Annotated in this window: 19 protein-coding genes and 1 pseudogene; 10 read left to right on the forward strand and 10 right to left on the reverse strand. The window is 71.5% G+C overall.

Annotated features, from left to right (window positions below):
• Positions 1-142 precede the first annotated feature (142 nt).
• The 4 genes from WMF44_RS23840 to nudC all read left to right on the forward strand — a co-directional run bounded on the left by WMF44_RS23840 (position 143) and on the right by nudC (position 4,666).
• Positions 143-2,884 carry an ATP-binding protein gene (locus tag WMF44_RS23840; RefSeq protein WP_437301401.1) on the forward strand — a complete coding sequence of 914 codons (2,742 nt, stop codon included), beginning with the start codon at positions 143-145 and terminating at the stop codon, positions 2,882-2,884.
• Positions 2,885-3,092: 208 nt separating this feature from the next.
• The gene (locus tag WMF44_RS23845; RefSeq protein ID WP_437301402.1) at positions 3,093-3,317 is read left to right on the forward strand and encodes a hypothetical protein; all 225 of its coding nucleotides are present in this window, start codon (positions 3,093-3,095) and stop codon (positions 3,315-3,317) included.
• An 18-nt stretch (positions 3,318-3,335) separates the two neighbouring features.
• The gene (locus WMF44_RS23850; protein ID WP_437301403.1) at positions 3,336-3,647 is read left to right on the forward strand and encodes a type II toxin-antitoxin system RelE/ParE family toxin; all 312 of its coding nucleotides are present in this window, start codon (positions 3,336-3,338) and stop codon (positions 3,645-3,647) included.
• A 173-nt stretch (positions 3,648-3,820) separates the two neighbouring features.
• Positions 3,821-4,666: an NAD(+) diphosphatase gene (gene nudC / locus WMF44_RS23855; RefSeq protein ID WP_437301404.1), complete on the forward strand. Its 846-nt coding sequence runs from the start codon at positions 3,821-3,823 to the stop codon at positions 4,664-4,666.
• 47 nt (positions 4,667-4,713) lie between these two features.
• On the opposite strand, the pseudogene WMF44_RS23860 reads toward nudC, so the two are convergent.
• From WMF44_RS23860 to WMF44_RS23885, 6 genes and pseudogenes are all read right to left on the reverse strand, one after another.
• Positions 4,714-5,112 (reverse strand): annotated as a pseudogene (locus WMF44_RS23860) (type II toxin-antitoxin system VapC family toxin).
• Entirely contained in the window at positions 5,109-5,318 is a 210-nt protein-coding gene (locus WMF44_RS23865; protein WP_012237004.1) for a hypothetical protein, read from the reverse strand. The pseudogene WMF44_RS23860 and the gene WMF44_RS23865 overlap by 4 nt, the downstream one beginning before the upstream one ends.
• Positions 5,319-5,375: 57 nt before the next feature.
• Positions 5,376-6,836: an MATE family efflux transporter gene (locus tag WMF44_RS23870; protein ID WP_437301405.1), complete on the reverse strand. Its 1,461-nt coding sequence runs from the start codon at positions 6,834-6,836 to the stop codon at positions 5,376-5,378.
• Between the two features lie 240 nt (positions 6,837-7,076).
• Positions 7,077-7,340 (reverse strand): hypothetical protein, encoded by a 264-nt coding sequence (locus WMF44_RS23875; RefSeq protein WP_437301406.1) that lies wholly within the window; start codon positions 7,338-7,340, stop codon positions 7,077-7,079.
• Positions 7,340-7,711, reverse strand: a complete 372-nt coding sequence (locus tag WMF44_RS23880) for a hypothetical protein (protein ID WP_437301407.1) — start codon at positions 7,709-7,711, stop codon at positions 7,340-7,342. Before WMF44_RS23880 ends, WMF44_RS23875 begins: the two co-directional genes overlap by 1 nt.
• Before the next feature lie 130 nt (positions 7,712-7,841).
• On the reverse strand, positions 7,842-8,939 hold the full coding sequence (locus tag WMF44_RS23885) for a Nif3-like dinuclear metal center hexameric protein (protein ID WP_437301408.1): 1,098 nt from the start codon (positions 8,937-8,939) through the stop codon (positions 7,842-7,844).
• Between the two features lie 444 nt (positions 8,940-9,383).
• On the opposite strand from WMF44_RS23885, the gene WMF44_RS23890 reads away from it, so the two are divergent.
• From WMF44_RS23890 to WMF44_RS23910, 5 genes are all read left to right on the forward strand, one after another.
• Complete coding sequence (locus WMF44_RS23890; RefSeq protein WP_437301409.1) at positions 9,384-13,646, forward strand: hypothetical protein; 4,263 nt, start codon at positions 9,384-9,386, stop codon at positions 13,644-13,646.
• A 404-nt stretch (positions 13,647-14,050) separates the two neighbouring features.
• Positions 14,051-14,497, forward strand: coding sequence for a hypothetical protein (locus WMF44_RS23895; RefSeq protein WP_437301410.1), 447 nt, complete (start codon positions 14,051-14,053; stop codon positions 14,495-14,497).
• Positions 14,498-14,768: 271 nt separating this feature from the next.
• On the forward strand, positions 14,769-16,064 hold the full coding sequence (locus tag WMF44_RS23900; protein ID WP_437301411.1) for a ferritin-like domain-containing protein: 1,296 nt from the start codon (positions 14,769-14,771) through the stop codon (positions 16,062-16,064).
• Between the two features lie 137 nt (positions 16,065-16,201).
• On the forward strand, positions 16,202-16,666 hold the full coding sequence (locus WMF44_RS23905) for a DUF3565 domain-containing protein (protein WP_437301412.1): 465 nt from the start codon (positions 16,202-16,204) through the stop codon (positions 16,664-16,666).
• 46 nt (positions 16,667-16,712) lie between these two features.
• Positions 16,713-17,462 carry a hypothetical protein gene (locus WMF44_RS23910; RefSeq protein WP_437301413.1) on the forward strand — a complete coding sequence of 250 codons (750 nt, stop codon included), beginning with the start codon at positions 16,713-16,715 and terminating at the stop codon, positions 17,460-17,462.
• A gap of 159 nt (positions 17,463-17,621) precedes the next feature.
• Here the strand turns inward: WMF44_RS23910 and lspA are convergent, their stop codons facing one another.
• The 3 genes from lspA to WMF44_RS23925 all read right to left on the reverse strand — a co-directional run bounded on the left by lspA (position 17,622) and on the right by WMF44_RS23925 (position 21,294).
• Entirely contained in the window at positions 17,622-18,113 is a 492-nt protein-coding gene (lspA, locus tag WMF44_RS23915; protein WP_437301414.1) for a signal peptidase II, read from the reverse strand.
• Positions 18,114-18,203: 90 nt separating this feature from the next.
• Positions 18,204-19,589 carry a DUF1552 domain-containing protein gene (locus tag WMF44_RS23920; protein WP_437301415.1) on the reverse strand — a complete coding sequence of 462 codons (1,386 nt, stop codon included), beginning with the start codon at positions 19,587-19,589 and terminating at the stop codon, positions 18,204-18,206.
• A 22-nt stretch (positions 19,590-19,611) separates the two neighbouring features.
• Positions 19,612-21,294: a DUF1588 domain-containing protein gene (locus tag WMF44_RS23925; RefSeq protein WP_437301416.1), complete on the reverse strand. Its 1,683-nt coding sequence runs from the start codon at positions 21,292-21,294 to the stop codon at positions 19,612-19,614.
• Between the two features lie 642 nt (positions 21,295-21,936).
• On the opposite strand from WMF44_RS23925, the gene WMF44_RS23930 reads away from it, so the two are divergent.
• On the forward strand, positions 21,937-24,279 hold the full coding sequence (locus WMF44_RS23930) for a DUF3160 domain-containing protein (protein ID WP_437301599.1): 2,343 nt from the start codon (positions 21,937-21,939) through the stop codon (positions 24,277-24,279).
• A 36-nt stretch (positions 24,280-24,315) separates the two neighbouring features.
• Here the strand turns inward: WMF44_RS23930 and WMF44_RS23935 are convergent, their stop codons facing one another.
• Entirely contained in the window at positions 24,316-24,969 is a 654-nt protein-coding gene (locus WMF44_RS23935; RefSeq protein WP_437301417.1) for a Vgb family protein, read from the reverse strand.
• Positions 24,970-24,999 lie beyond the last annotated feature (30 nt).

Below are 24,999 nucleotides of genomic sequence, written 5' to 3' on the forward strand. Positions count from 1 at the left end.
CGCCGCGCGTCACGTTCGCCACCCGTCGCGAGAACGCGCGACGCGACGACGCCGGGCTTGCCCGCACCCCCTCGCCTGCGACGCCTTCCCCGCCCCCTCCGGCATTGCGACATCCCTCTCGCCATGGCACGAGCCCGCCCTCATGCCGACCCGCCCCTTCACCCTGGGCCGCTCCCGCCCGCTCTCGGGCGATCCCGGCGCCGCGGGCGCGCGCCCGTTCGAGCTGCCGGCGCACCACCTCGTGACCCACGGCGTGGTCGTCGGCATGACCGGCAGCGGCAAGACCGGGCTCGTCATGGTCCTCGTCGAGGAGGCGCTGCGCTCGGGCGTCCCGGTGCTCATGGTCGACGTGAAGGGCGACCTGCCCAACCTGCTCTTCACGTTCCCGGAGCTCTCCGCGGCCGAGTTCGAGCCGTGGATCGACCCCTCGGCGGCCGCGCGCGACGGCCGCTCCACGGCCGACGTCGCCGAGGGGCTCGCGGCGCGCTGGCGCGACGGCCTCGCCTCGTCGGGGCTCGGGTCGGGCGACGTCGCCGCGCTCCGCGCCCGCATGGCCCCGCGCCTGCTGACGCCGGGCACCACGGCGGGCGAGCCGGTCCACGTGCTGTCGGCGCTCGAGGCCCCCTCCCCGCTCTGGGACGAGGACGAGGAGGCCGCCCGCGAGGCGCTCTCGGCCTCGCTGTCGCTCCTGCTCCGGCTCGTCGGCCGCGACCCGGATCCGGCCCGGAGCCGCGAGCACGTGCTGCTCGCGCACCTCGCCGAGCGGCGGCTGCGCGCGCGGCGGGCCGCGGGGCTCGAGGAGCTGCTCGCGGACCTGGCCGATCCGCCGATCGCCGCCGTGGGCGCCCTCGGCGTCGACGAGTTCTTCGCCCCCAAGGAGCGCCAGGCGCTCGCCCGCGAGCTCAACACCCTGCTCGCCTCGCCCACGTTCGCCACCTGGCGCAAGGGCGCGCCGCTCGACGTCGCGGCGTGGCTCGCGCCGCAGGCAGGCAGCGGCGGCGGCAAGACCCCGGCGGTGATCGTCAGCGTCGCGCACCTCGACGACGACGAGCGGCTCCTCGTCCTCGGGCTGCTGTTCGATCAGCTGCTCTCGTGGGTGCGCGGCCTCCCGGGCACGAGCGACCTGCGCGCCCTCGTGGTCTTCGACGAGGTCTTCGGCTTCCTGCCGCCGCACCCGGCGAACCCGCCCACGAAGCGGCCGCTGCTCGCGCTGCTGAAGCAGGCGCGCGCCTTCGGGGTCGGCGTCGTCCTCGCCACGCAGAACCCGATGGACCTCGACTACAAGGCGCTCTCGAACGCCGGCGCGTGGTTCGTGGGCCGGCTCCAGACCGACGCCGACCGCGAGCGCGTCGTCGAGGGGCTCTCGGGCGCGGACGGCGGCGCCGGCGGCGTCGGGGCCGCGGCCCTCTCGGCCACGCTGAAGGCGCTCCCCCCGCGCACGTTCTTCGTACGCGACGTCCACATGCAGCCGCCGTCGTTCCTCGCCGAGACGCGCTTCAGCCTGTCGTGGCTGCGTGGCCCGGTCACCCGGCGCGAGATCGGCCGCCTCGTCCGGAGCATCTCCCCTCCCCCGCCCGCGCCCGATCCGACACGCGCTTCTCTAGATTCAAGGCCTGTACATCCAGATTCCAAGTACACTGCTCTAGATTCCAAGCCCGTACATCCGGATTCCAAGAAAGATTCTCTAGATTCAAGGCCTGTACATCCAGATTCCAAGTACGTTCCTCTCGATCCAAGGCCTGCACATCCGGATTTCAAGGACACTTCTCTAGATTACAAGCCCGTACATCCGGATTCCAGAGTCGATTCTCTCGATCCAAGGCCTGCATCTCCCGATCCGAGGCGCGCTTCGCCCGCTCCGTCGAGCCACGCCCCGCGCGCGCTCGTGGGCCCGGGCGGGACGGTCGTGCTCGACCCGCGCCACACGCCCGCCGCCCCGCAGCCCGCGCGGCGCAGCGCGGCTGCTCGTGCGGGCGCCGGCGCCCCCGCGCCCGCGCCGCCGCCCCCGGCAGCGACGGCGCCCCCGCCAGCGCCCGATGGATGGCGGAGCCTCTACGCGCACGCCCCCGCCGCCGCGCCGGAGGGCTTCCGTTACATCCCCTGGGTTGCTGCCTCCGTGATCGCCCACCTGCGCGACACGAAGCTCGGCGTCGCCCTCAACCGGAGCCAGCTCCTCGCCGCCCCGCTCCTGCCCGACGGCAGGCCGGATCTCTCGCGCGTCTCCCGGCTCGACGCCTCGCTGCTCGCCACGGCGCCCGCCGCGGGCGCCCGCTTCGCCGAGCTGCCCGCCCCGCTCGCGAAGCGCGCCACCGCGCAGGCCGCGGCGCGCGCGCTCCGGGAGCACGCCTACCGCACGACCGAGGCCGCGGTGGCCGTCCACAAGGAGCTCGGGCTCGCGCAGGACGACGGCGAGCCCGTCGAGGCGTTCGCCGCCCGCTGCCGCGCCGCCGCGGCCCGGCTCGCCGCCGCCGAGCAGCAGCAGGTCGTCGGCCGGTTCGCGCCCAGGATCGCGCGCCTCGGCGAGCGCATCGCCGTCGCGAAGGCGCGGTACGGCGAGGCCGAGGCCGAGGTGGCCGCGCTCCCCGGCGCCGTGGGCGCCGCGCTCCTCGGGCTCGTCGCCGGCCGGGACACCGCCCGGCGCGCCGGGACCCAGCGCGACAAGGCCGCCGCGAAGCTCGAGCGCGCGCGGCAGGAGTGGACCGAGGCGGACGCCGCGCTCCGCGACCTCCACGCCGCGCAGGCCGCCGAGCTCGCGGCGCTGGAGCAGCTCCCGCTGCGCGCCGGCGAGGGCATCGAGACGAAGCGCCTCGTCCCCAAGAAGAACGACGTCGAGGTCGCGTTCGTGGCGCTCGCCTGGGCCGCGACGCTCGCCGGCCCTGCGTGAGCCCGCGGCGGGACGCCCGCGACCTCGACCCGAAGCCCGTCCGGGGTCCGGTGCGCCCGCTTGAGGCGATCCCGAGCGCAGCCCAGCTCGCTGCAGGGATTCCGTGCAGTACAGCGCGCCTCCGTCCCGAGCTCGCGTTCCACGGAGCCGGAGTGCGGGCGTGCGCCCACGCTTGGCGAACGCGCGCGGACAGCGTAGGCTCGACAGGGTGAGCGTCCTGGTACGTGGCCGGGTTTCGCGCGGTCGGCTTCTCGTCGACGCCCCGCTCGATCTGCCCGATGACACCGAGGTCGAGCTCATGGTGCTCATGGAAGAACAGGACAGCCTGGACGCTGCCGACCGTGCCCAGCTGCATGAAGCGCTGCGAGCCTCTCGGGCCGAGCTGGAGCGAGGCGATGTCGTACCGGTCGAGGACGTGCTGGCGGGGCTCTAAGAGAGCAGCTCCTCCCGAGTGAAGCGCTACGGCGTCCAGAGCACGGCGCATGCCCGCGCCCAGATGCAGACCGTCTCACGCTGGTGGCGTGAGAACCGGCCCAGCAACCCGGCGCTGTTCCGAGACGAGCTCACCGCCGCCACAGCGCGTCTCAGCGCGTTCCCTGACGCAGGCACATCGTACGAGGAGAGCGACGTCGACGGCATGCGCCGCGTCCTGCTGCCACGAACGAGCTACCACGTGTATTACGTCGTCAACGACACGACCCGGACCGTGACGATCATGGCGGTGTGGCATTCGGCCCGAGGCCATGGGCCTCCGCTTCGCTGATCTCTCGCCGCGAGGGCGCTCTGCGCTCACGTTGGCAGCGAGTCGCTACGCTCCCGCGACGTCGCGGTATCCCTCCCACCATCGAGGCGCTAGGCTCCCCCGCATGCAGCCGATCGGCTCACGTGAGCGACGCCTCGACGGGGAGCCCGCGCGGCTCTGCCCCAGGTAACGTCATGCCGTCCTCCCGCTTCCGCGCCGGGCTCGCCCGTCCGAGCTCGGCGCCCGCCGAGATCGCGTGGTTCGCGTTCCACGGCGACGATCTCCTCGTCCGCGCGCGAGCGTCGGAAGACGGCGGCGGCGATCGCTTCGACCTCCCGATCGCGGCCGATCTCGCCGATCTCGGCGTCTCCGTCACGCGCGCGCAGCCGCTCGGCGAGCTGGACGGGCGCGCCTGCCGCTCCGCCGAGCTCGCGCAGGGCGCGCCGGCGCCGGCGGGGTATGCCTACGTCTCGCTGCGGCGCCTCCACGGGCGCATCGATCCGGAGCTGTTCGAGATCGCGGGCACGGCGTACCAGGTGCAGCACTGGGACAAGGCGCACCAGTACTGCGCGGCGTGCGGCGCCGCGCTCGAGGCCGGGCAGGACGAGCGCGTGAAGCGCTGCGTCCGCTGCGCGAGCAACTACTTCCCCCGGATCACGCCGGCGACCATCGTGCTCGTCGAGGACGGCCCGCGCGTCCTGATGACGCGCCAGGCGCGGTTCCCCGCGGGCATGTACGGCCTCGTCGCCGGGTTCGTCGAGCCGGGCGAGACGCTGGAGACGTGCGTCGCGCGCGAGGTCCACGAGGAGACGGGCGTCGACGTCGCCGATATCGTCTATTTCGGCAGCCAGCCGTGGCCCTTCCCCCACCAGATCATGGTCGGCTTCACCGCCCGCTACGCCGGCGGCGAGCTCCGCGTCGACACGCGCGAGCTCGAGGACGCGCGCTGGTTCCACCGCGACGCGCTGCCGCTCCTGCCGCCGCCGCTCAGCATCGCCCGGAAGCTCATCGAGGCCTGGCTCGCGCGGCCGGCGCGGTAGCGGCGCCGGGCGACCGCTTCGACGTGCGATTCAATGTCGACGCACGCCTAACATGCGTCGGCGAGGTTCACATGCGGATACGCGCGGATCTTCGCGTCCGCGGTGAGCAGAGGACAGCCGTGAATCCGAGCCGTGGCCACGAGGATCTGGTCCGCAGGATCGCTGTGGAACTCGCCGGGCAACCGGGTCGATTCAGCTGCGATGCTCGGCGTGAGCGGCAGGAGCAGCACGCCGGGATACGCCAGCGCAGCTCTGAGCCAGGCGTCGATGTCGCACGGCAGCGCGAGCCGTCCGCGCTCGACGAGCTTCGCCACCTCCCATCAGGAGATCGCGCTCACCCCGAGGCCATTCGCTTCGCTCCGCCGTATCAACTCCGCCCAGGCAGAGGTGAGGCGCTCATCGCGCTGGACCCACCATACCCAGACGTGGGTATCCAGAACGATCATCGTTCCGCCTCCCACCCTCCGGGCTCTGCCGGAGAGAACGGATCGTCAAAGCGGTATGGCGTTCCCTGCAGCGGGTATGCCGAAGACTGCGGCCGCTCCTTGACGAGCACGATCACCTCCACGCTCGTCCCGGGGCCGAGCGGCAGCCCCTCGATCGTCAGAGTCCCATCCGGCCGAACCGTCGCCTCAAGGCGGTGCGCTTCCATGGCTCAGTATAGCCTGGCGCCGCCCCGCTCGACCCCGCCGCCGCCCGCCGCGGCGCCTCAGACGCGCCGCAGCTTCCACGCGCCGCGGCGGAACACGAGCCCGCCCGCGACGGCAAACGTCGAGAACGCCACCGCGATCGCGACGAACACGCCCGCCGGGCCGAGCCCCGCGGCGCCCGAGAGGCCCCAGGCGAGCGGGATCTCCCAGAGCCAGAAGCAGACGAAGTTCAGCAGCGTGGGCGTCCAGGTGTCGCCGGCGCCGTTGAACGCCTGCGTGAACACAAGGCCGAAGCCGTAGAACAGGAACCCGCACGAGAGGATCCGCAGCGTCTGCGTGCCGAACCGGAGCACCTCGGCGTCGTCCGTGAACGCGCCGACGATGGCGCGGGCGCCCACCGCGAAGACGACGCCCACCGCGCCGAGCATGACGGTGGTCCAGATGCCCGCGCGGTACACGGCGGCCTCGGCCCGGTCGGGGCGCCCCGCGCCAAGGTTCTGCCCGACGAGGGTCGCGGCGGCGTTCGAGAGCCCGAGCGCCGGCAGGATCGCGAACACGATGACGCGCATCCCGATCGTGTACCCGGCGAGCGCCGCGCTCCCGAAGGGCGCGATGATGCGCACAAGGCCGCTCCAGCTCGCCATGGCGATGACGTTCTGCAGCGCGCCGTTCGCGAAGAGCCGCAGCAACGCCGCGAGCGCCCCCGGGTCGGGGACGAGGTGCCGCGCTCGCACCCTCACCCGGCCGCTGCCGCGCGTGAGGAAGAAGACCTGCAGCGCGACGCCGGTCCCGCGGCCAAGGGTCGTCCCGACCGCCGCGCCGGCCACGCCGAGCTCCGGGAACGGGCCGAGGCCGAAGATGAGGCACGGGCCGAGCGCCATGTTCAGCGCGTTCGAGAGCCAGAGCACCCGCATCGACAGCGCCGCGTCGCCCGCCCCGCGGAAGATCGCGTTGATGACGAACAGCATCAGGATCGTCGCGTTGCCGAGCAGCATGATCGAGGCGAACGGCGCGCCGATCGCGATCACCCCGGGCGTCGCCCCCATCGCCGCGAGCAGCCGCGGGGCGAGCAGCGCGCCGACCGCCGAGATGGGCAGCGAGATGAGCAGGCCGAGCACGATCGCCTGCCCCGCCATGGCGGCCGCCTCCTCGTGGCGCCCCTCGCCGACCCGCCGCGCGACCGTCGCGGACGCGGCGACAGCGAGGCCCAGCGCGATGGCGTAGACGAGCGCGAGGAGCGACTCCGTGAGCCCGACGGCGGCGACAGCGTCGGCGCCGAGCCGCGAGACCCAGAAGACGTCGACCACGACGAAGAGCGACTCCATGAGCATCTCCATGACCATCGGGATCGCGAGCAGGGCGATCGCCCGGTCGATGGAGCCGGTGGTGAAGTCGTGCTCGCCGCCGCGGACCGCGTCGCGGAGCGTGGACCAGACGCCCGCGCCGCGGCGCGAGGGCGGCGAGGGCGCAAGAGCGTCCGCGCGCAGATCGGGGGCGGGTGGCGTGCCGTGGTCGCGCATGAAGGCCGGCAAGCTGATCGCTGCGGGCCGTTTCGTCCAGCGGCGTTGCACACCTTTACAGATGGGAGGGGTTACTCTCCTGGCGCGCGCGGCGGCGGTGCCATCGACGCCGATCGGCTGTCAACCACCGGGCCGAGTCGCCGGCCAATCACCAGGCCGAACCGCCGGGCGCCCCTCCACGCTTCCTCCGCGACCACATCCCCCCTCGGGCGGGAGGCTCTCCTCTCCCTCCACGACCGCTCAACCTGCGCTCGAGAAGAAGAACCAAGCGTCGTCCGGGCCACAGCCCGGATCGAGCGCGAAGCGGAGGCGCTCGAGGAACCCACGGTAACCAAGGACGACCGGTCCTATCCATCCCGGGGCGATAAGGATGCTGCCCGACACCGTGAGGCTCTCGCCGCGCTCGGCGACGAGCAGGACGTCGAGATCGTCGACCCGATACCGCGCTGACGAATCGGCCCACGGCTGCGCGACCCCTTCAAGGCGCATCGTGCCTTTGGCCATCAGTCGACCTGCACCACGAACGCACCTTCGATCTGCCCACGCTCCGTCAGCCGCTCGACCAGCGCGCGCAGCGTGACGTCGGTGTCGAGCAGCTTGCCATCCTGGAGCGCCACCCAGCGATCGAGGTAGGCCTGCCGGTTTTCTCGCAGCCAGGCGTAGTCTGCCGCAAAGTCACTGCGGGCAAGGTCGGGTGAGGCAACGATCCGGGGCGGACGGAGGACCTTCGCCCAGCCTTCCACGCTCGCGTCCCCCTGGGCGAGCAACTCCTGGACATAACGGCGCGCCTCCTCGACCCGGTTGGCCTCCACCAGCTTGCGAATGTGCTCTGCAGGGGGGATTGGCGGAGGGAGCGCTTCGTTCACGGTCCGCATGGTTGGCATCGTAGCACTTCACTGCCGTTCTCGGCGGGTCCCGACCGAGCCAGGGCCTCGGTGAGCCGGGCGCGCCGCCGAGCCCTGGCGTGTTCCGCGCCCCGTCCCCTCCCGGCGCCGCGCCGCGCCGTCAGCGGATCGAGAACGGATCCCGGTCGCGCGCGCTGATGGCGACGCGCAGCGACGGCACCGCGGCGCGCAGGCGCTCGGCGAGGCGCGTCAGCGCGGCGCGCTCGCTGTTCGAGTGCAGCGCGCACACAACGGTGACGCCCGCGCTCGCCGCGCGGAGCGCGTCGTGGTGGCGAAGCTCGCCGGTCAGGTAGAGCTCCGCGCCCTGCGCGATGGCGTCGTCGAGGAGCGCGCCGCCCGCGCCGGCGCACGTGGCCGCGCGGGAGACGGCGCGCTGCTCGGGGCCGGCCACGAGCAGCGCGTCGACGCCCAGGCCCTGCTTGATGCGGCCGAGCAGCTCGGAGACCGGCGCGGCCCCGGCGAGCGGCCCGATCCGCCCGATGCCGGCCCTGAGCGGCTCGGCGGCGAGCTCGACGAGATCGAACGCAACCTCCTCGTACGGGTGCGCGGCGCGCATCGCCTGCACGACCGCGGCGGTCCGGTCGCGGGGGAAGACCATCTCCAGCCGCACCTCGGCGACCCGCTCGAGCCGGCCCTTCTCGCCGACCGTGGGGTTCGCGCCCTCCTCCCCGAAGAACGTGCCCGTCCCCAGCGTGCGGAAGCTGCAGCGAGAATACCGGCCGATCCGGCCCGCGCCCGCCTCGGCGAGGGCGTCGGCCACGGCGTCGGCGCGATCCTCCGGGACGAAGACGACCAGCTTGTGCTGCAACGCCTTGGAGGGCGCCCTCCTGAGCGGCGCGCGGTCTTCCGAGATCCCGAGCGCGTCGGCGAGGACATCGTTGGTGCCCCCCTCGGCGACGTCGAGCGCGGTGTGGGGCGAGTACAGCGCGATGCCGTCGCGGATGGCCGCGAAGATCGGGCTCGGCGCGACAACGCGCTTCACGGCCTCGAAGAGGGGCGGGTGGTAGGCGACGACGAGATCGCAGCCGAGATCGCGCGCCTCCCGGGCGACCTCGGGGGTGTAATCGATGGCGAGGAGCGCCGCCGACGAAGGCCGCGCCGGGTCGCCCGCGAGCAGGCCGACGTTGTCCCAGGGCTCCGCGAACCGGAGCGGCGCGATCGACTCGAGCGCGGCGAGGGCGTCTTTCAGGAGGGGCATGCGCGCTTCTATACCAGCGGCGGCGGTGGAGCGCGCCGTGGCAGGACGAGGTCGTCCGCCGCAGGCTGAGGTGAGCCGAGGGCCGGGCGTCCGGGCGGAATCGCCTCTCCTCCGCGCGTTGTTGCTCCTCCCGCTGCTCAGCCTGCCCGCCACTCCTGAGGCCGTCCTTGATCTGAACCGTGCCCCGCGCAACGCGCTCGTCGCGGGCGGAGGTATCACCCGAATGTGAGCTTTTCGCACCTTCATGGAAACTTCTATGTCTGTCACCTGCCGCTGGTACCGTGGCGTCTGGGCGGACGGGGCACGGCTTCAAGGGGACGGCGAAGCCGCTCTCCGGCCCATGCTGAAGCGGACGGCGAATGCCGACCCCCGACGCATGCGAACGTCAAGAAGGGGCTGATTCACATGAGACCGAACATGCGCCGCAGGGATGGAGGACGCTCGATGCGCGCGTGGCTTACGTATCTGATGCTCGTCATCGTGGCCGCTTGCGGCGCCGACAGCACGCCGGGGGACCTGCCGGAGACGTGGGAGCCCGCGGCGCCTCGGGCGATGGACGCGCCCACGGCAATGCCCAGGGAGCTGCGCGCGGCGTATATCGCCGCGGTGCAGGCGGGGGCCTCGGAGCAGGTGTACGGCGCGGCCGTCCTGGGACCGGGCGAGCTCTCGGTGGACAATGCGGCCCAGCGCTTGACAGCAATCCTCGACGTCGCGGGCATGGAGGTGACGTCGAGCGAAGCGGACTGGTCGTTGTCGGTCCGCACCGCGGCCCTCGGGTGCGCCGGCGCAGCCAGGGCCTTGCCCGACGTGGCGCCGGAGGTGGACGACGCGGACACGAAGCGCGTGCGCTACGTGCACGAGGATCTGGAGACATGGTATCTCAATGGTCCTCTGGGCATCGAGCAGGGGTTCGTTGTCGCGCAAGCGCCCGCGTGCCGTGGAACGAAGGTCATCGTCCTCGAGCTGGGCGGCGCGCTGCGGCCGGCGCTGGAGGATGAGGACGGCGACGGACGGGGCGACACGCTGGATCTGGTGGACGACGCGGGCGGGCGCCCGCTCCGCTACACCGACCTGTTCGTGAAGGACGCAACGGGCAAGGACCTGCCGGCGTGGCTGAGCGTGGACGGCGGGCAGGTCGCGATCCACGTGGACGATGCAGATGCCGTGTATCCCATCGAGATCGATCCCCTGCTCTCCAGCCCACAGGGGCAGCTCGTCCCCGGAGGGCAGGCGTACGACGAGTTCGGCTACTCGGTCGCGATCGCGGGGGATACAGCGATCGTGGGGGCGCGTTACGACGACGTCGGCGCGAACGCAGACCAAGGCACGGCGTACGTGTTCGTGCGCAGCGGGACAAGCTGGGCCCAGCAGGCACAGCTCGTCGCCGAGAATGGCGCCGCGAACGACTACTTCGGCTACTCGGTCGCGCTCGCGGGGGATACGGCGGTCGTGGGGGCGCCTTACGGTAGCGCAGGCCGAGGCACGGCGTACATGTTCGTGCGCAGCGGGACGCACTGGTCCCAGCAGGCACAGGTCATCGCCACGGCTGCTGCGCATAACGACTACTTCGGCTTTTCGGTCGCGATCGCGGGGGACACGGCGGTCGTGGGGGCGCCTTTCGACGACGTCGGCGCGAACAGACACCAGGGCTCGGCCTGCGTGTTCGTGCGCAGCGGGACGTACTGGTCCCAGCACGCGCAGCTAGTCGCCACAGGGGGTGCGGCGAACGATAACTTCGGCTGGTCGGTCGCGATCGTGGGGGACATGCCGGTCGTGGGGGCGCCTCTCGACGACGTCGGCGCGAACACAGACCAAGGCTCAGCCTACGTGTTCGCGCGCAGCGGGGCGCGCTGGTCCCAGCAGGCACAGCTCGTCGCCACGGACGGTGCGGCAGGCGACAACTTCGGCTACTCGGTCGCGCTCGCGGGGGACACGGCGGTCGTGGGGGCGTATTACGACGATGTCGGCGCGAACGCGAATCAAGGCTCGGCGTACGTGTTCGTGCGCAGCGAGACGAGCTGGGCCCAGCAGGCACAGCTCGTCGCCACGGACGGTGCGGCGGACGACCGCTTCGGTCGCGCGGTCGCGCTCGCGGGGGACACGGCGGTCGTGGGGGCGTATTACGACGATGTCGGCGCGAACGCGAATCAAGGCTCGGCGTACGTGTTCGTGCGCAGCGGGACAAGCTGGGCGCAGCAGGCACAGCTCGTCGCCACGGACGGCGCGACGACGGACTCCTTCGGCAGCTCGGTCGCGCTCGCGGGGGACACGGCGGTCGTGGGGGCGCCTTCCGACGACGTCGGCACGAACGCAAACCAAGGCTCGGCGTACGTGTTCACGTCGAGCGGGACGAGCTGGTCCCAGCAGGCACAGCTCGCCGCCACGGACGGTGCGGCGACTGACTCCTTCGGCAACTCGGTCGCGATCGCGGGGGATACGGCGGTCGTGGGAGCGCCTTTCGACGAGGTCGGCATCGGCGCGAACGAGAACCAAGGCACGGCGTATGTGTTCGTGCGCAGCGGGACGAGCTGGGCCCAGCAGGCACAGCTCGTCGCCACGAACGGCGCGGCGAGCGACAACTTCGGCTGGTCGGTCGCGCTCGCGGGGAACATTGCGGTCGTGGGGGCGCCTTTCGTCGATGTCGGCGCGAACGCAGACCAGGGCTCGGCCTACGTGTTCGTACGCGGCGAGACGCGCTGGATCCAGCAGGCACAGCTCGTCGCCGCGGACGGCGCGGCGAGCGACAACTTCGGCTCGTCGGTCGCGATCGCGGGGAACACGGCGGTCGTGGGGGCGCCTTCCGATGACGTCGGCACGAACGCAGACCAAGGCTCAGCGTACGTGTTCGTACGCAGCGAGACGAGCTGGTCCCAGCAGGCACAGCTCGTCGCCGCGGACGGCGCGGCGGACGACCGCTTCGGTCGCGCGGTCGCGATTGCGGGGGACACGGCGGTCGTGGGGGCGCCTTCCGACGACGTCGGCACGAGCACAGACCAAGGCTCGGCCTACGTGTTCGTACGCGGCGAGACGATCTGGTCCCAGCAGGCACAGCTCGTCGCCGCGGACGGCGCGGCGAGCGACTCCTTGGGCGAGTCGGTCGCGATTGTGGGGGACACGGCGGTCGTGGGGGCGCCTTCCGACGACGTCGGCGCGAACACGGACCAAGGCTCGGCCTACGTGTTCGTACGCAGCGAGACGATCTGGTCCCAGCAGGCACAGCTCGTCGCCGCGGACGGCGCGGCGAGCGACTCCTTGGGCGAGTCGGTCGCGATTGTGGGGGACACGGCGGTCGTGGGGGCGCCTCTCGACGACGTCGACGCGAACACAGACCAAGGCTCGGCCTACGTGTTCGTACGCAGCGAGACGAGCTGGTCCCAGCAGGCACAGCTCGTCGCCGCGGGTGGTGCGACGGAAGACCGCTTCGGCAGCTCGGTCGCGATCGCGGGGGACACGGCGGTCGTGGGGGCGCCTTTCGACGACGTCGACGCGAACACAGACCAGGGCTCTGCTTACCCCTTCCGTTTGCTCAAGGTGGGCAGCGCATGTGCGAGCAGCGCTGGGTGCGCGACAGGGTTCTGCGTCGATGGCGTCTGCTGCAATACCGCCTGTGGCGGCGGGGCATCGAACGATTGCCAGGCCTGCAGTGTGGCGGCGGGAGCCGCCGTGGACGGCATCTGTGCGCCGGCTGCAGCGGGCACCCAGTGCCGCGGCGCAGAAGGCGACTGCGACGTGGCCGAGGCGTGCGACGGGGAAAGCAACAGCTGCCCGGCCGACACCAAGGCGGCCGCAGGCACCACGTGCCGAGACGCAGCTGGCGACTGCGACGTGGCCGAGGCGTGCGACGGGGAAAGCAACAGCTGCCCGGCCGATACCAAGGCAGCCGCTGGCACCACGTGCCGCGGCGCAGAAGGCGACTGCGACATGGCCGAAGCATGCGATGGAGCAAGCAACAGCTGCCCGACCGATACCAAGGCAGCCGCAGGCACCACGTGTCGCGGCGCAGCTGGCGACTGCGACGTGGCCGAGGCGTGCGACGGGGAAAGCAACGGCTGCCCGGCCGACACCAAGGTGGCCGCGGGCACCACGTGCCGCGGCGCAGAAGGCGACTGCGACGTGGTCGAGGCGTGCGATGGAGTGGCAGGTACCTGTCCCGCGGACGCCAGCGCCCCCGACGGCACGACGTGCCCTGATGGTACATGCGTCGCCGGCACGTGCCTGGGCGGTGCAGGCAGCGGCGGAGGAGGCGACGGCGGCAGCGCAGGCGCCAGCGGCGACGGCGGCAGTGCAGGCGCCAGCGGCGACGGCGGCAGCGCAGGCGCCAGCGGCGACGGCGGCAGCGCAGGCGCCAGCGGCGACGGCGGCAGCGCAGGTGACGGCGGTGACGGCGGCAGCGCAGGCGACGGCGGCAGCACAGGCGACGGCGGTGACGGCGGCAGCACAGGCGACGGCGGTGACGGCGGCAGCACAGGCGACGGCGGCGACGGCGGCAGCGCAGGCGACGGCGGTGACGGCGGCAGTAGCGTGAGTGACAGTTCAACCTCCACGAGCACCAGCGGTTGTGCTTGCCACACGGCCGGTGCCTTCACGGGCGCCAGCCCCCGAGCGCACTTGGGCCTGCTCGGCCTTGGCCTGCTTGTGCTGTGGGGCCGGGGACGCCGAGCCCCCCGTCGTGCTCCTTCGTGCTCTGTCGCGACCGGCAGCGCGTAGACGGGCTGGCCCACAGCTGCGCGTCGCTTCGAGACGCGTCGTACATCTGACCAACAGCGCGGTCACCCGCACCAACCAAGGTGCAGGGGCCACGGGCAGAAGGCCGCCGGTGAACATCTGACGGAGGCTCGAGCCGTCTGGATGGTGGCGCTGACCTCCACCGCGCCATACGGTCGCCCGCCCCGCCGCAGCGGGCGGCGGAGCACGTCGAACCAAACCCCGCCGATGTCGCAGATCCTGGATACGCCAGGCGGCTGCCCGAGGCGCCCGACAGCCTGGCCCGCCGGTTGCTCTATCCGCTCGCGACGCCGCGACACAGCGACGCGAGCCGCCGGGACGATGGTCCGAGACCATCAACTCGCGCTCTCGCGAGCGTGAACCCCCGACCAAAGGACACCACCATCATGAACCTCAAGAACCTGCTCCTCGGCTCGCTCCTCTCCTCGCTCTCGCTCGTCGCCTGCGTCGGCGAGCCGCTCGACAGCGACCTCGGCGACGAGGCCGCCATCGACGATACCGAGCTCGTAGGCGAGGACGCCGAGGCCATCGTCGGCCCCGGCGGCGAGCAGGGCGGCGGCGGCATCACCAGGAACGTGACCCTCGCCTGCTCGATCACCTACCCCAGCATGTTCAACGTGACGGCCTCGATCAAGAACACCTCCATCTATGCCATCCCCGACTACGCCAAGCTCTCCTATACCGTGACCCACTACTACGGCTCTCCCGCGCCGTTCTGCGGCTCCACCACGGGGCCCCTCGCCAAGGGCGCCACCAAGAACGTCTCCCTCTCTCATCAGGGCGCCCTCGACGCCTACGGCTGCTCCGCCAAGGCTTCCTGGACCATCGACTGAGATCGCCGCCTGCGGGCCACACGCCGCGCTCGCCGCGCCCCCCCTCGCCCGATGTCGTCGGCCCCGGCGATGCGGCCTCTATTCGGTCAGCCATCGCCGAGGGGTGTCTCGCGGCGACACGGCGACCGCCGTTCGCCGCCGCGAGGGCTCGCCGCGCCAGCGGCGCAATCGATGCAGACCAGGCCTGTGCCATGCTGTGCCGGGCATCCCGCGCTGAGAGGCTGCGCCCGCGGATCCTGCGCTGGTACGGATGCTGCTATTCTCTGGCACCATGGCCAGTCTCCCCTCTTCTCCGGCTCAATTTCGGATCGCGCTCGCTCACCAGCTGACACGCGCGATCCTCGCCACCGCGACGCTCAACGTGGCTGTTGGAGGCGCCGCCTGCGGCGGCGACGTCACCCTGGAGCGCGCGTCGGGCGGAGGCGGTGGGCCCGCGTCGGGCGACGAGAGCTCGGGGGCACGCGGAGGGATGGGCGGGGATGGCGGGCCAGGGGGCAATGGCTTCACGTCAATCCAGGCAGGCGGCGTCCAGTGGACCGAGGAAGGAACGATCTGTGTCGCCGTGGGGCCCTCGGGACAGGGAGGACAGGGCGGTGTCGGGGGAGCTGCCGGCGAAGGGGGGGCTGCCGGCGAGGGCGGCATCGGCGGCTCACCCGCGGGCACGTGCCCAACCTTCGACCCCTACGGCTCCTCCGTCCCGGGCTCGCCGCCGGGTGCGCCCGCGGGGTGCTGGTACACGAGCCTCGGTGAAGGCGTCCTCCGAGGCAGCGAGTGCTGCTACGAGTTCGTCGCGACCTGCGGCGGCACAGGCCGCCCGTTCCTCGTGGGCGAGCGCGCGCGCACGGCGCGGGCAGAGCGGCGAGCGGCGAGCGCGTGGGGCGCCGCGGCGCGCCCGGACGTGGCGGCGCTGACGCCGTCGACCCGCGCCGCGCTGGCCGAGGCATGGCTCCGCGACGCCTTGCTCGAGCACGCGTCGGTCGCCTCCTTCGCGCGGTTCTCGCTGGAGCTGATGGCGGTCGGGGCCCCCCCGGACATGCTCGCTGCCGCGCACGAGGCCGCGGGCGACGAGGTGCGCCACGCGGCGCTCTGCTTCGGCCTGGCGAGCGCGTACGCCGGCGCGGCGCTCGCGCCGGCGCCGTTCGCGTTCGGCGGGCGGGTCGAGGTCGCCTCGGGCCTGCCCGAGCTCGCGGCGCGCGCCGTCCGCGAGGGCTGCGTCGGCGAGACGCTCGCCGCCCTGCAAGCCAGCGAGCAGCTCTCGCTCGCCACGGACGCCGCGGTCCGGAGCGCCCTTGCCACGATCGCCGAGGACGAGGCCCGGCACGCCGAGCTCGCGTGGCGCTTCGTGGCCTGGGCGCTCCAGACGGGCGGCGAGCCGGTGCGCCGGGCGGTCTCCGAGGCCTTCGAGGCGGCCCTCGCCTCGCCTCCTCCGGCCGCCACGGCGCCGGACGCCGAGGCCGACGCCCTCGCCGCGCACGGGCGCCCTGACGGCGCGGCGCTGGCCGCCTCCCACCGCCGCGCGGTCGCGGAGGTCATCGCGCCTGCGATGCGCGCGCTGCTGGGCGCGTGATCCTAGCGAGGACGCGATCCGGCGTGTACCGGAAGGTGGACGATGCGCAAGCGCAGGCGCAGGCGCAGCTCGCTCCGGACACGCCGCGCGCAGATCGAGTGGAAAACCATGCAGAAGGCGGTCAGTAGATCGAGACGATGCGCCGATCGATCACAGGCTACCACCAGGACGATGCGAACGACTGGGTGGCCGAGCTGAGCTGTGGACATGGCCAGCACGTCCGGCACAAGCCCCCGTTCTTCTCGCGCCCCTGGGTCGTCACGTCCGAGGGCCGCGCATCGATGCTCGGCACCGAGCTCGACTGCGTGCGCTGCGATCGGATCGAGATGCCCGACGGGCTGATCGCGTACAGTCGGACGGCCGAGTTCGACGAGGTCACGATCCCTTCCGGCCTGCGAAAGAACCATTCCACCAAGCCCGGCGTATGGGGGGTGATCCACGTGGTCTCGGGGCGGCTGCGCTACCGGATCGATGGGCTCGGCGGTCGAGAGCTCTCTCTCGATCCAGAGAGCCCAGGGGTCGTCGTCCCCGAGGTGCTGCACCACGTCGACCCCGACGGCCCGGTGCGGTTCTTCGTGGAGTTTCGACGCAAGGGCGGGTAACCCGACCCGCTGAATGGGACGGTCGCACCAGGCGTTCTGGGTCCTCATGAGCCGATCCTCCATCGCCCTGCTGGTCGCCGCCGTCATCGGGTGTAGCCCGCCTCCTCCCACCCCGTCGGCGAGCGTCTCCGCGGCTCCTGCAGAGCCAGGCCGAGCTCCGGCGCCCGGCGCGACCACGCCCCAGGCCGGCACCTCCGCCGCCGAAAGCCCGGCGCCCGCGGCAGCACCCCAGGCCGCCACGGACACCGCCGGTGGCTCCAAGGTGAGCCTCGACGATCCGCGGATCCAGAAGATCAGGGCCCGGTATCAGGACATCCAGGCCCGCAAGGACATGACGCGAAGCGAGCTCCGCTTCGAGTGCGCCGGCGGCGAGGGACGCGGCGAGCTCCGGTTGTACCAGGCGGACGGCGCGATCCAGAAGGCGGAGATCGCGGCCGCCGACGCGGGGCACGGCGAGTCGGCGTACCAGCTCTACTACGACCAGGGCCAGCTGGTCTTCGCGCTGCACGACGATGGATCCTGGGCCTTCGACGGGACGAGGGGTACGCCGGACAAGCCGGCGACGACGAGCAGCGTCACGCAGCGCCGGTACTATGTTCACGAAGGCGAGCCCGTCCTTTGCATCAAGAAGCACGCGAAAGGTCCCACGGAGAAGCTCGGCCCCTTGCTGGAGCAGGCGCCCAACCGCCCTGACGATTGCTCCAGGGCCACGGAGACGCAGCAGATCGCCTCCGCCGCCCTGGCGGGCGCGAAGCCCAGGACCACGGATGAGCTGAAAAGGCTGCTCTGCAACTGAGCCCAGCTGCGCTACTGCACGGCCAATCTTCTCGAGAGTTCTCGGACACCGGACCGGAAGACATGCGGCGCGCATGCTCTTGCTCCAGGTCTTGCCGCCGCTGGCCGAGCTGCTCGTGGGGCCGGCATGCTCGGGCGAGGCTGTCTCACGAGGCGAAGCTCAGGACACCTCGCGCGGCTCCTGGCGCGCGCGCCGGAACATCGCGATCCCGAGCAGGATCCCGCCCGCAACGATGGCGATGTCAGCGACGTTGAACACCGGCCAGCGGTGAAGGTGGATGAAGTCGATGACGTAGCCGCGGACGCCGCGATCGATCGCGTTCCCGAGCGCGCCGGCGACGATGAGCGCGTACCCGGCCTGCTCGGTGACCGAAGCGCGGCGGCTGCTCCACCAGCCCAGGAGCACCACGCCGAGGACGACCATCGAGCACACCAGGAGGACCGCCACCTTCGCCGGCGATTGAATGCCCCGGAGCAGGCTGAAGGCCATGTCGCGGTTCTCGGCGTAGCGGAGATCGAGCACCCCCGGCACGATCGACAGGGGACCTCGCCGCTCGAGCGCGGCCTGCGCGACCGCCTTGGTCGCATGATCGCACCCCACCAAGGCCAGCGTGAACAGAATCAGGACCCAGCCCATCACACGTCGCGCCATGGCCGATGGAACACGGGGCCCCGGTGGATTCTTCCCGGTTTCTCGCGCGAGAGATGACGGTCTGGAGCCAGCGCCGCCCCCGTGCGGGTTTCAGGCGAGGAAGCCAGGCAGCGGTCCGCAGTTCGGCTCGATGCCGATGCCCGTCGCGGCGTGGCCGAGCGCGTTCATCACGGACGTGAGCAGCTTGTTCGAGCTCTGCGCGGTGGTGTTGTTGATGTACTGGCCCACGTTCACGCCCAGGTTCTTCCCGCCGATGACCAGGTACTGCATGTCCCGCGGGTTGTGGCTGTGGTTCGTGCCGCTCTCGACGCCCCAGAGCAGGATCGTGTTGTCAAGCATCGTGCCGCTGCCCTCGCGGATGCCCGCGAGCCGCTTCGCCAGGTACGCGATATGGCTCGCCCAGAAACGATCGAACAGCATGAAGGCCTGGCGCGTGGTCATCGACTCACCACCGACGCTGACGCTGTCGTTCGTGCGGCTGACGTGCGCGACAACGTCGTGCCAGCTCTGGCTGAAGCCGAGGAGGCCCTCGTGGTGGCCGCCGGAGAAGCTGAAGTGGTAGTCCGCGACCCGCGTGCGATCGCACGTGAACGCGCTCACGATGATGTCGGCCTGGATCTGCGCCCAGCGCGTGATCGTCGTCGCGTTGTTGGTGCTGCCGTTGTAGCCGGAGGTGTCCGCGCGCTCGCACGCCGCGCCGGCCGGGACCGACGTGCCGCCGCCCATGCCCGCGATGCGCTTCTCGAGCTCGAACAGCGCCTCCACGTGGAGCTCGAGCTTCTGGCGCTCGGCCTGGCCGAGGAAGCCCTGGATGGTCTTGAGCTCGCCCGTGTTGATCTGGAGGATCCGCTGGTCGGCCTTGCGCTTCGCGGCCGCGACGGCGTCCGACATGCCGCCGGGCGCGGGCGTCGGCGCGGCGCCGTCGAAGGTGACGCCGCTGAAGATCGTGCTGAACGCGCGCGCGGGGTCGGCCGTGTGGGTCATGGGCTGGCCGGGGCCGCTGTACGAGATGATATGGCGCTTGTCGGCGCCGCCGCGATCGGCGACGCACAGGTGGATGCTCGCGATCGGCGTGCCGCCGCGCAGGTCGGAGCTCTTGAGCAGGATCTGATCGAGCGAGGGGCCGTTCGCGTGGTGTGAGCTCTCGTCGATGAAGCGCGCGCCCGTGAACAGCTGCGCCATGCCGGCCTCGTGGTGATTCCCGACCGTCCAGGCATGGTCGAGCCGGCGCAAGAACAGCATGTTGCTCTCGAGGCCACGGAAATCGGCGAGCGGCTCCTGGAGCTGGAAACTCGACCCGCTGCCGGTCGGCCACCACTCGGGCGGGTGCGAGTCGGGCGTGAAGATCAGCACCAGCCGCTTGGGCACGACGGTCTGCGCCTCGACCTCGCGGTGGCGCAGCAGCGGCGCCAGGAAGATGGCGCCGGCCGCCGTCTTCAGGATGTCTCGTCTGGATACGTCGAAGGGCCTGGGCATGTTCGATCCTCGATGGCCGTAGCTAGTCGCGCACGCGCTCCAGCGTGCTCGGCGAAGAGAGGAGCGCCACGAGCAGGTCGCGCAGGAGACCGGTGCGATCCAGCGCCGCCGTGCCCTGCACGACCGGCGGAATACCGCGCGCAGCCTCGACCTGGCCGAAATAGAAGCGGAAGGCCTGCCGCGCCACGCACTCGCGGACCCAGCTGCTGCGCGACAGCGCCTCCCCCAGCCCGGCGGCGCTGTCGTACTCGCCGTCGACGTCGGTGTTGAGCAGCAGGCTCACCGCGTTGATCGGCTGCGGCGCGGCCACGGGCTCGGTGAGCGACGGGCTCCTGTACTGCTCGAGCGTCCGATAGCGGCCCGCCCCGTCGAAATTCTCGAGCATGTAGCCGACGTTGTCGGTCAACGCGTGGCAGCTCCGGCAGGCCGGCTGCGCGGCGTGTGTATCGTACAGCTCGCGCGTGGTCTTCGGGGCCATGCGAAGCTCGCTCTCTTCGATCGGCGGCGGCGTGAAGTTGTCGGGCAACGTGATGTGCTGGCACAGCAGCTGATCGCGGATGAACAGGCCGCGGAGCGTCGGGGACGTGAGGTACTGCTTGGCGGTCTTCGAGAGCACGGATCCGAGGGAGAGCAGGCCGCTCCGCGCGGTGTCCGTCGCGCCCGAGGCGTCGCTGCGGTAAAACGCGGAGAGCGCCGGATCGACCTCGGGTACAGGCGCCGTGAGCAGGCTCGCGATCGAGCCCTCCATGCCTCCGTTCGCGCGGAGGAAGCTCTGCGTCTCGGCGAACATCGCCCCCTTCACATCGGCGAAGCCGGGGAACACGTCCTCGAACTTCTCCACCTCGGCCTCGAACGTGTGCAGCCGCAACCACTGGACGAGGAAGTGACCGAGCTGGTCGGCGGCGCCCGGCGTCGAGAGCAGCTGGTCGATGTGACCGGGAAGCAGCGCGGGATCGGCCAGCTCGCCGCGATCGGCGGCGGCGACCAGCGTCGCAGAGGGCGGCTCGCCGAGCACGCTGTACGAAAGGAAGGTCGCGATCTCGTGGTCCGTCAGCCGGAACGCCGCTTTCGCCTCGTCGCTCGGCGCGCCGATCTCGGTCCGGTACAAGAAATAGGGGGAGCTCAGCACGCCCTTCAGCACCCAGCGGAACGGCAGCGCCGGATCCCCGGACTCGGCGGCGATATCGAACACTTCGCCATAATGGGTCAGGTCCTCCGCCGTCGCGGGCCGCCGGAACGCCTTGCTGACCGCCGCGCGCACGAAGTCCGTTTTGCACGTCGCGTCGACCTTGCCGCACGGAATCAGCGCGCTGAGCTGCCGATCGCCGAGCGCGAGCACCGCGGCCTCGGCCTTGGCCGCGTACTGCTCGGCCAGGGTCACGCGGACGAGCCCGCTTGTGGACATGTTCGGATAGATGCCGTTGTCCGGCACGGGCTCCATGTCGGAAATGTCGATCGACACGCCGAGCAAGCCCTGGACGGAGCGACCGTACTCCTCCGGGGTGAGCAGCCATGTGCGGGCGCGCAGCGCCGCGGAGGCGGGCGCGGGCGCCGCGTACGGCAAGCTCCCGTCGGCCTGCGGCGAGGGAACGTCGCCGCCGGTCTCGCCGCCAGCCGCGCCCGAGGACGGATCGCCGAGCTGCCCGGTGCAGGCGGGCGCCAGAGAACCCAAAACGAAGATCCAGCCCAGAGAGCGAAAACGCATATCGGATCTCCACATGGGTGCGCGGCGCCGATCGAGACCGCTCCCGTCGAGGAGGCTGGAAGTCCAACGCTGTCGCAAATCAAACCGTCCGAAGCAACCTACCATCTTACAGCGTCATTGTTGCGCTGCAGTGAATGGCGAAGATCCCGCTGCGCAAGACGACCTATCCAGAGCCGAGCAGAACGGTCCCCTCGGATGGACAGTGAACGAGCATACTTCCGATTTCAACTCCAATCGGCCCGCTCGTGGCGCTCCTCGAGCACGATGGATGCGGACTCCCGGGCACCTGCGCGACAGCCCGCAGGTGCATGGTAAATCTGTTGCGCGGGCATATCGACAGCGCTCAGTCCTCTTGCCGGGCTCGCGGGCAGCAGGGGTCGAATCGTCGAGGAGAGGTGGATCCCGCGCGAGCACGGGCAGCCGCGCGCTCGCGGGCGTGACGCGTTGCAGAGGGTGGACGACGCGCCCTCGACGGCGGCACATCTCATCTCCGGTAGGGCCGGAGCAGGGCTGTGTTATCCTGTTGCAGGAGGACGGCCTCGCTTCCCTCGCCCGCGGCACCTTCTTTGACGTTGCTCTCGGCGGGGCCGCCGTGCCCTGGGCGCAGGGACTTACCCTGGAAGCGGAAACTCGATGCGCCACATGCTTCTTCGCTGTCACGTCATCCCTCTGCTCGTGGCCCTCGCCGCCGGCTGCTCGGGCGGGGGGAGCCAGCCCGGCCCCGGCGCCGACGGCACCCATCTCCCACCAGATCAACCGCCCGATTCTCCGCCTGATCAACCGCCCGATTCTCCGCCTGATCAGCCGCCCGATTCTCCGCCTGATCAGCCGCCCGATCAGCCGCTCGGACCTGAGCAGCAGGAGGAGCTCGGCGCCTTGCTCGCCGAGCAGGAGGCCTCGGCGAACATGACCGCCGAGGACTTCGCCTCGCGGTACCCCGTCTCCTTCACGTCGGGCCTGTCCTACGCGCCGGCGGACGCCGCGGGCCTCTCGCTCCTCCAGGACACCGCGCTCGCGCTCGACCAGGACGAGCTCGCGAAGCTCTCCGAGAACGGCTTCGTCATCTCTGGCAAGAAGTCCTTCCCGACGTTCGTCTATGGCTACGACAGCATCTACGGGCTCGATCTGCCGCTCTACGTGTCCGCGGACTCGATCCTGTTCGCGGTCCACCGCTCGTACGACGCGATCCTGAAGTCGCTGGAGGCGGCCTCGCTCGCGCCCGAGCTCGGGAAGATGCTGAAGGAGATGCGCGCGCGGCTCGCCGAGGGCGCCGGAGGAGAGCTCGGCGCCGAGGCGCGCGCGGACGCGGATCTCTTCACGGCCGTCGCCCTCGCGCTGCTCGAGGGCGCGCCGGTCGCCCCCGTCGCGGGCGCCAGCGCCGCGACGATCGACGCGCTCGTCGCGGGCGCCGAGGCCCACCAGGGCACAGGCAACGTGCGCCTCTTCGGCTCCGAACGTCTCATGGACTTCTCGCAGTTCGAGCCCCGCGGACACTACGTCGACTTCGCGCGTCCCGAGCTGGCGCGCTATTTCCGCAGCATGATGTGGCTCGGCCGCGTCGACTTCCGCTTCCTCGAGACCCAGAGCGACGGCTCGCAGGTCCTAAAGCGGCGGCAGCTCGAGGGCGCGTACGTGCTGCGCGCCCTCGCCGGCGCGGAGACCCTCGCCCGCTACAAGCGCATCGACGACGCGATCCAGGCCTTCGTCGGCGAGAGCGACTACATGACCCTGCCGGAGCTCGACGACCTGCTCGCCGATCTCGGCCTCAGCGACGCCTCGGGCCTCGCCGGCGTCCCGGACGCGCGCATCACCGAGGTCATCGTGAAGGAGGGCCACGGCACGCAGCGGATCTCGAGCCACATCATGATCAACGGGCTCGGCAAGGGCACCATGCCCCTCTCGTCGAGCTTCGCGCTGCTCGGCCAGCGGTACGTCGTCGACTCTCACGTCTTCTCGAACGTGGTCTACGACCGGGTGAAGGGCGGCACCGTCAAGCGCATGATGCCGAGCCCGCTCGACGTGGGCTTCGCCGCGCTCGGCAATGATCAAGCGGGCCAGATGCTCGCGCCCGAGCTCAGGCAGTTCGACTACGCGCCCGACCTGCACATGATGCGCGTGCTCGTCGACGCGCACCCCGGGGACTTCTGGGGGAAGAACCTTTACAACCGCTGGCTCGGCGCGCTGCGGGAGCTGTCGCCGGCGCGGGCGCTCGGCGACGGCGAGCAGCTGCCCGGCGTGGCCAAGACCGAGGCGTGGGGCCGGCGCCTGCTGAGCACCCAGCTCGCCTCCTGGGCCGAGCTCCGCCACAACACCCTGCTCTACGCCAAGCAGTCGTACACGGGCGGGGCTCAGTGCGAGTTCCCGGACGCGTACGTCGACCCGTACCCGGCGTTCTTCGCGCGCATCGCCGAGCTGGCCGAGCACGGCGCCGAGATCGCCAGCACGCTCGATCTGTCGGGCGCGTCGCCGCTCACCGAACCGCAGCTCGAACAGCGTCTATCGACGTACTTCTCGCGGCTCCGCGACGTCGCGCAGGCGCTCGGTGAGATGGCCGCGAATCAGCGCGCCGGCCTGCCCCTCGCGCCGGCACACCTCGATTTCATCAACCAGGCCGTCAGGCTCCGGAGCGGTTGTGGCGGCGGCCCGGCGGTGGGCGCCGACGGGTGGTACGCGCAGCTCTTCTTCGATCAGATGAACAGCGTGGCGCAGGATCCGACGATCGCCGACGTGCACACCCAGCCGACGGACGAGGGCGGCGCGTCGGTCGGTCGCGTGCTGCACGTGGCCACCGGCCTGCCGCGGCTCATGGTCGTGACGGCCGATCCGTGCGGCCGCGCGCCGCGCGCGTTCGTGGGGCTCGCCTCGTCGTACTTCGAGAAGATCACCGGGGACTTCGAGCGCCTGACCGATCAGGAGTGGGCCGGTGAGCTCAAGAATGCGACGCCCGACGACGTGCCCTGGATGAAGGCTGTCGTCTCCCGCTGATCCCGGGTCTGCGGGCCTCACTTCCAGTTGGGTGAATCAGACCGCCTTTCGCGGCTTCTTCACCGCGCGGAGCCTGCCTGTCGCCGGGTCGCCGCACCACAGGCGGCCGCTCGCGTCGGCCTCGACGCCGGAGAGGCGCACGCTCTCCGGCAGCGCGAGCCTGTCCAGGACCTCGCCGCTCCGGGGATCGACGCGGCGGAGCTCCGACGGCGCGCCCTCCTCCTCGCACATCACGCCGTGCCAGAGATCGCCGTCGGTCCACGTGACGCCGGTGACGAGCCGATCGGAGACGAGCGTGCGGAGGACGGCCCCGCGCTCGGGATCGATCTTGAGGATCTTCCGCTCGCGGTAGATGCCCGCATAGAGCGCGCCGTCGGCCCACGCGAGCCCGCTCACGGGCGTGGCGTCGAAGCCCGGCACCTCGCCGACCGCGGCCCCGCTCGCGGGATCGATCTTCCGGATCCTGCCGCCCCCGACGACCCACAGGTGGCGCCCGTCGAACGCCACCCCGGCGCTCGCGGGCGCCTTCAGGCGACGCAGCACGCGGCCGCTCTCGGGCTCGGCGGACAGGAGGTCTCCGCGATCGCCGTGCGCGAACCACACCGCCTGTCCGTCGAACGCGACCCCGTGGATCGACTCCACCCCTTCGAACGTGCGCTCCGCGATGATCTCGGCCTGCCGGGCTTTCACTGTCCACTCCTTCCTCGCCCCGCGCACTCA

The organism is Sorangium sp. So ce426, from assembly GCF_051475585.1.
Classification (GTDB): domain Bacteria; phylum Myxococcota_A; class Polyangia; order Polyangiales; family Polyangiaceae; genus Sorangium; species Sorangium cellulosum_B.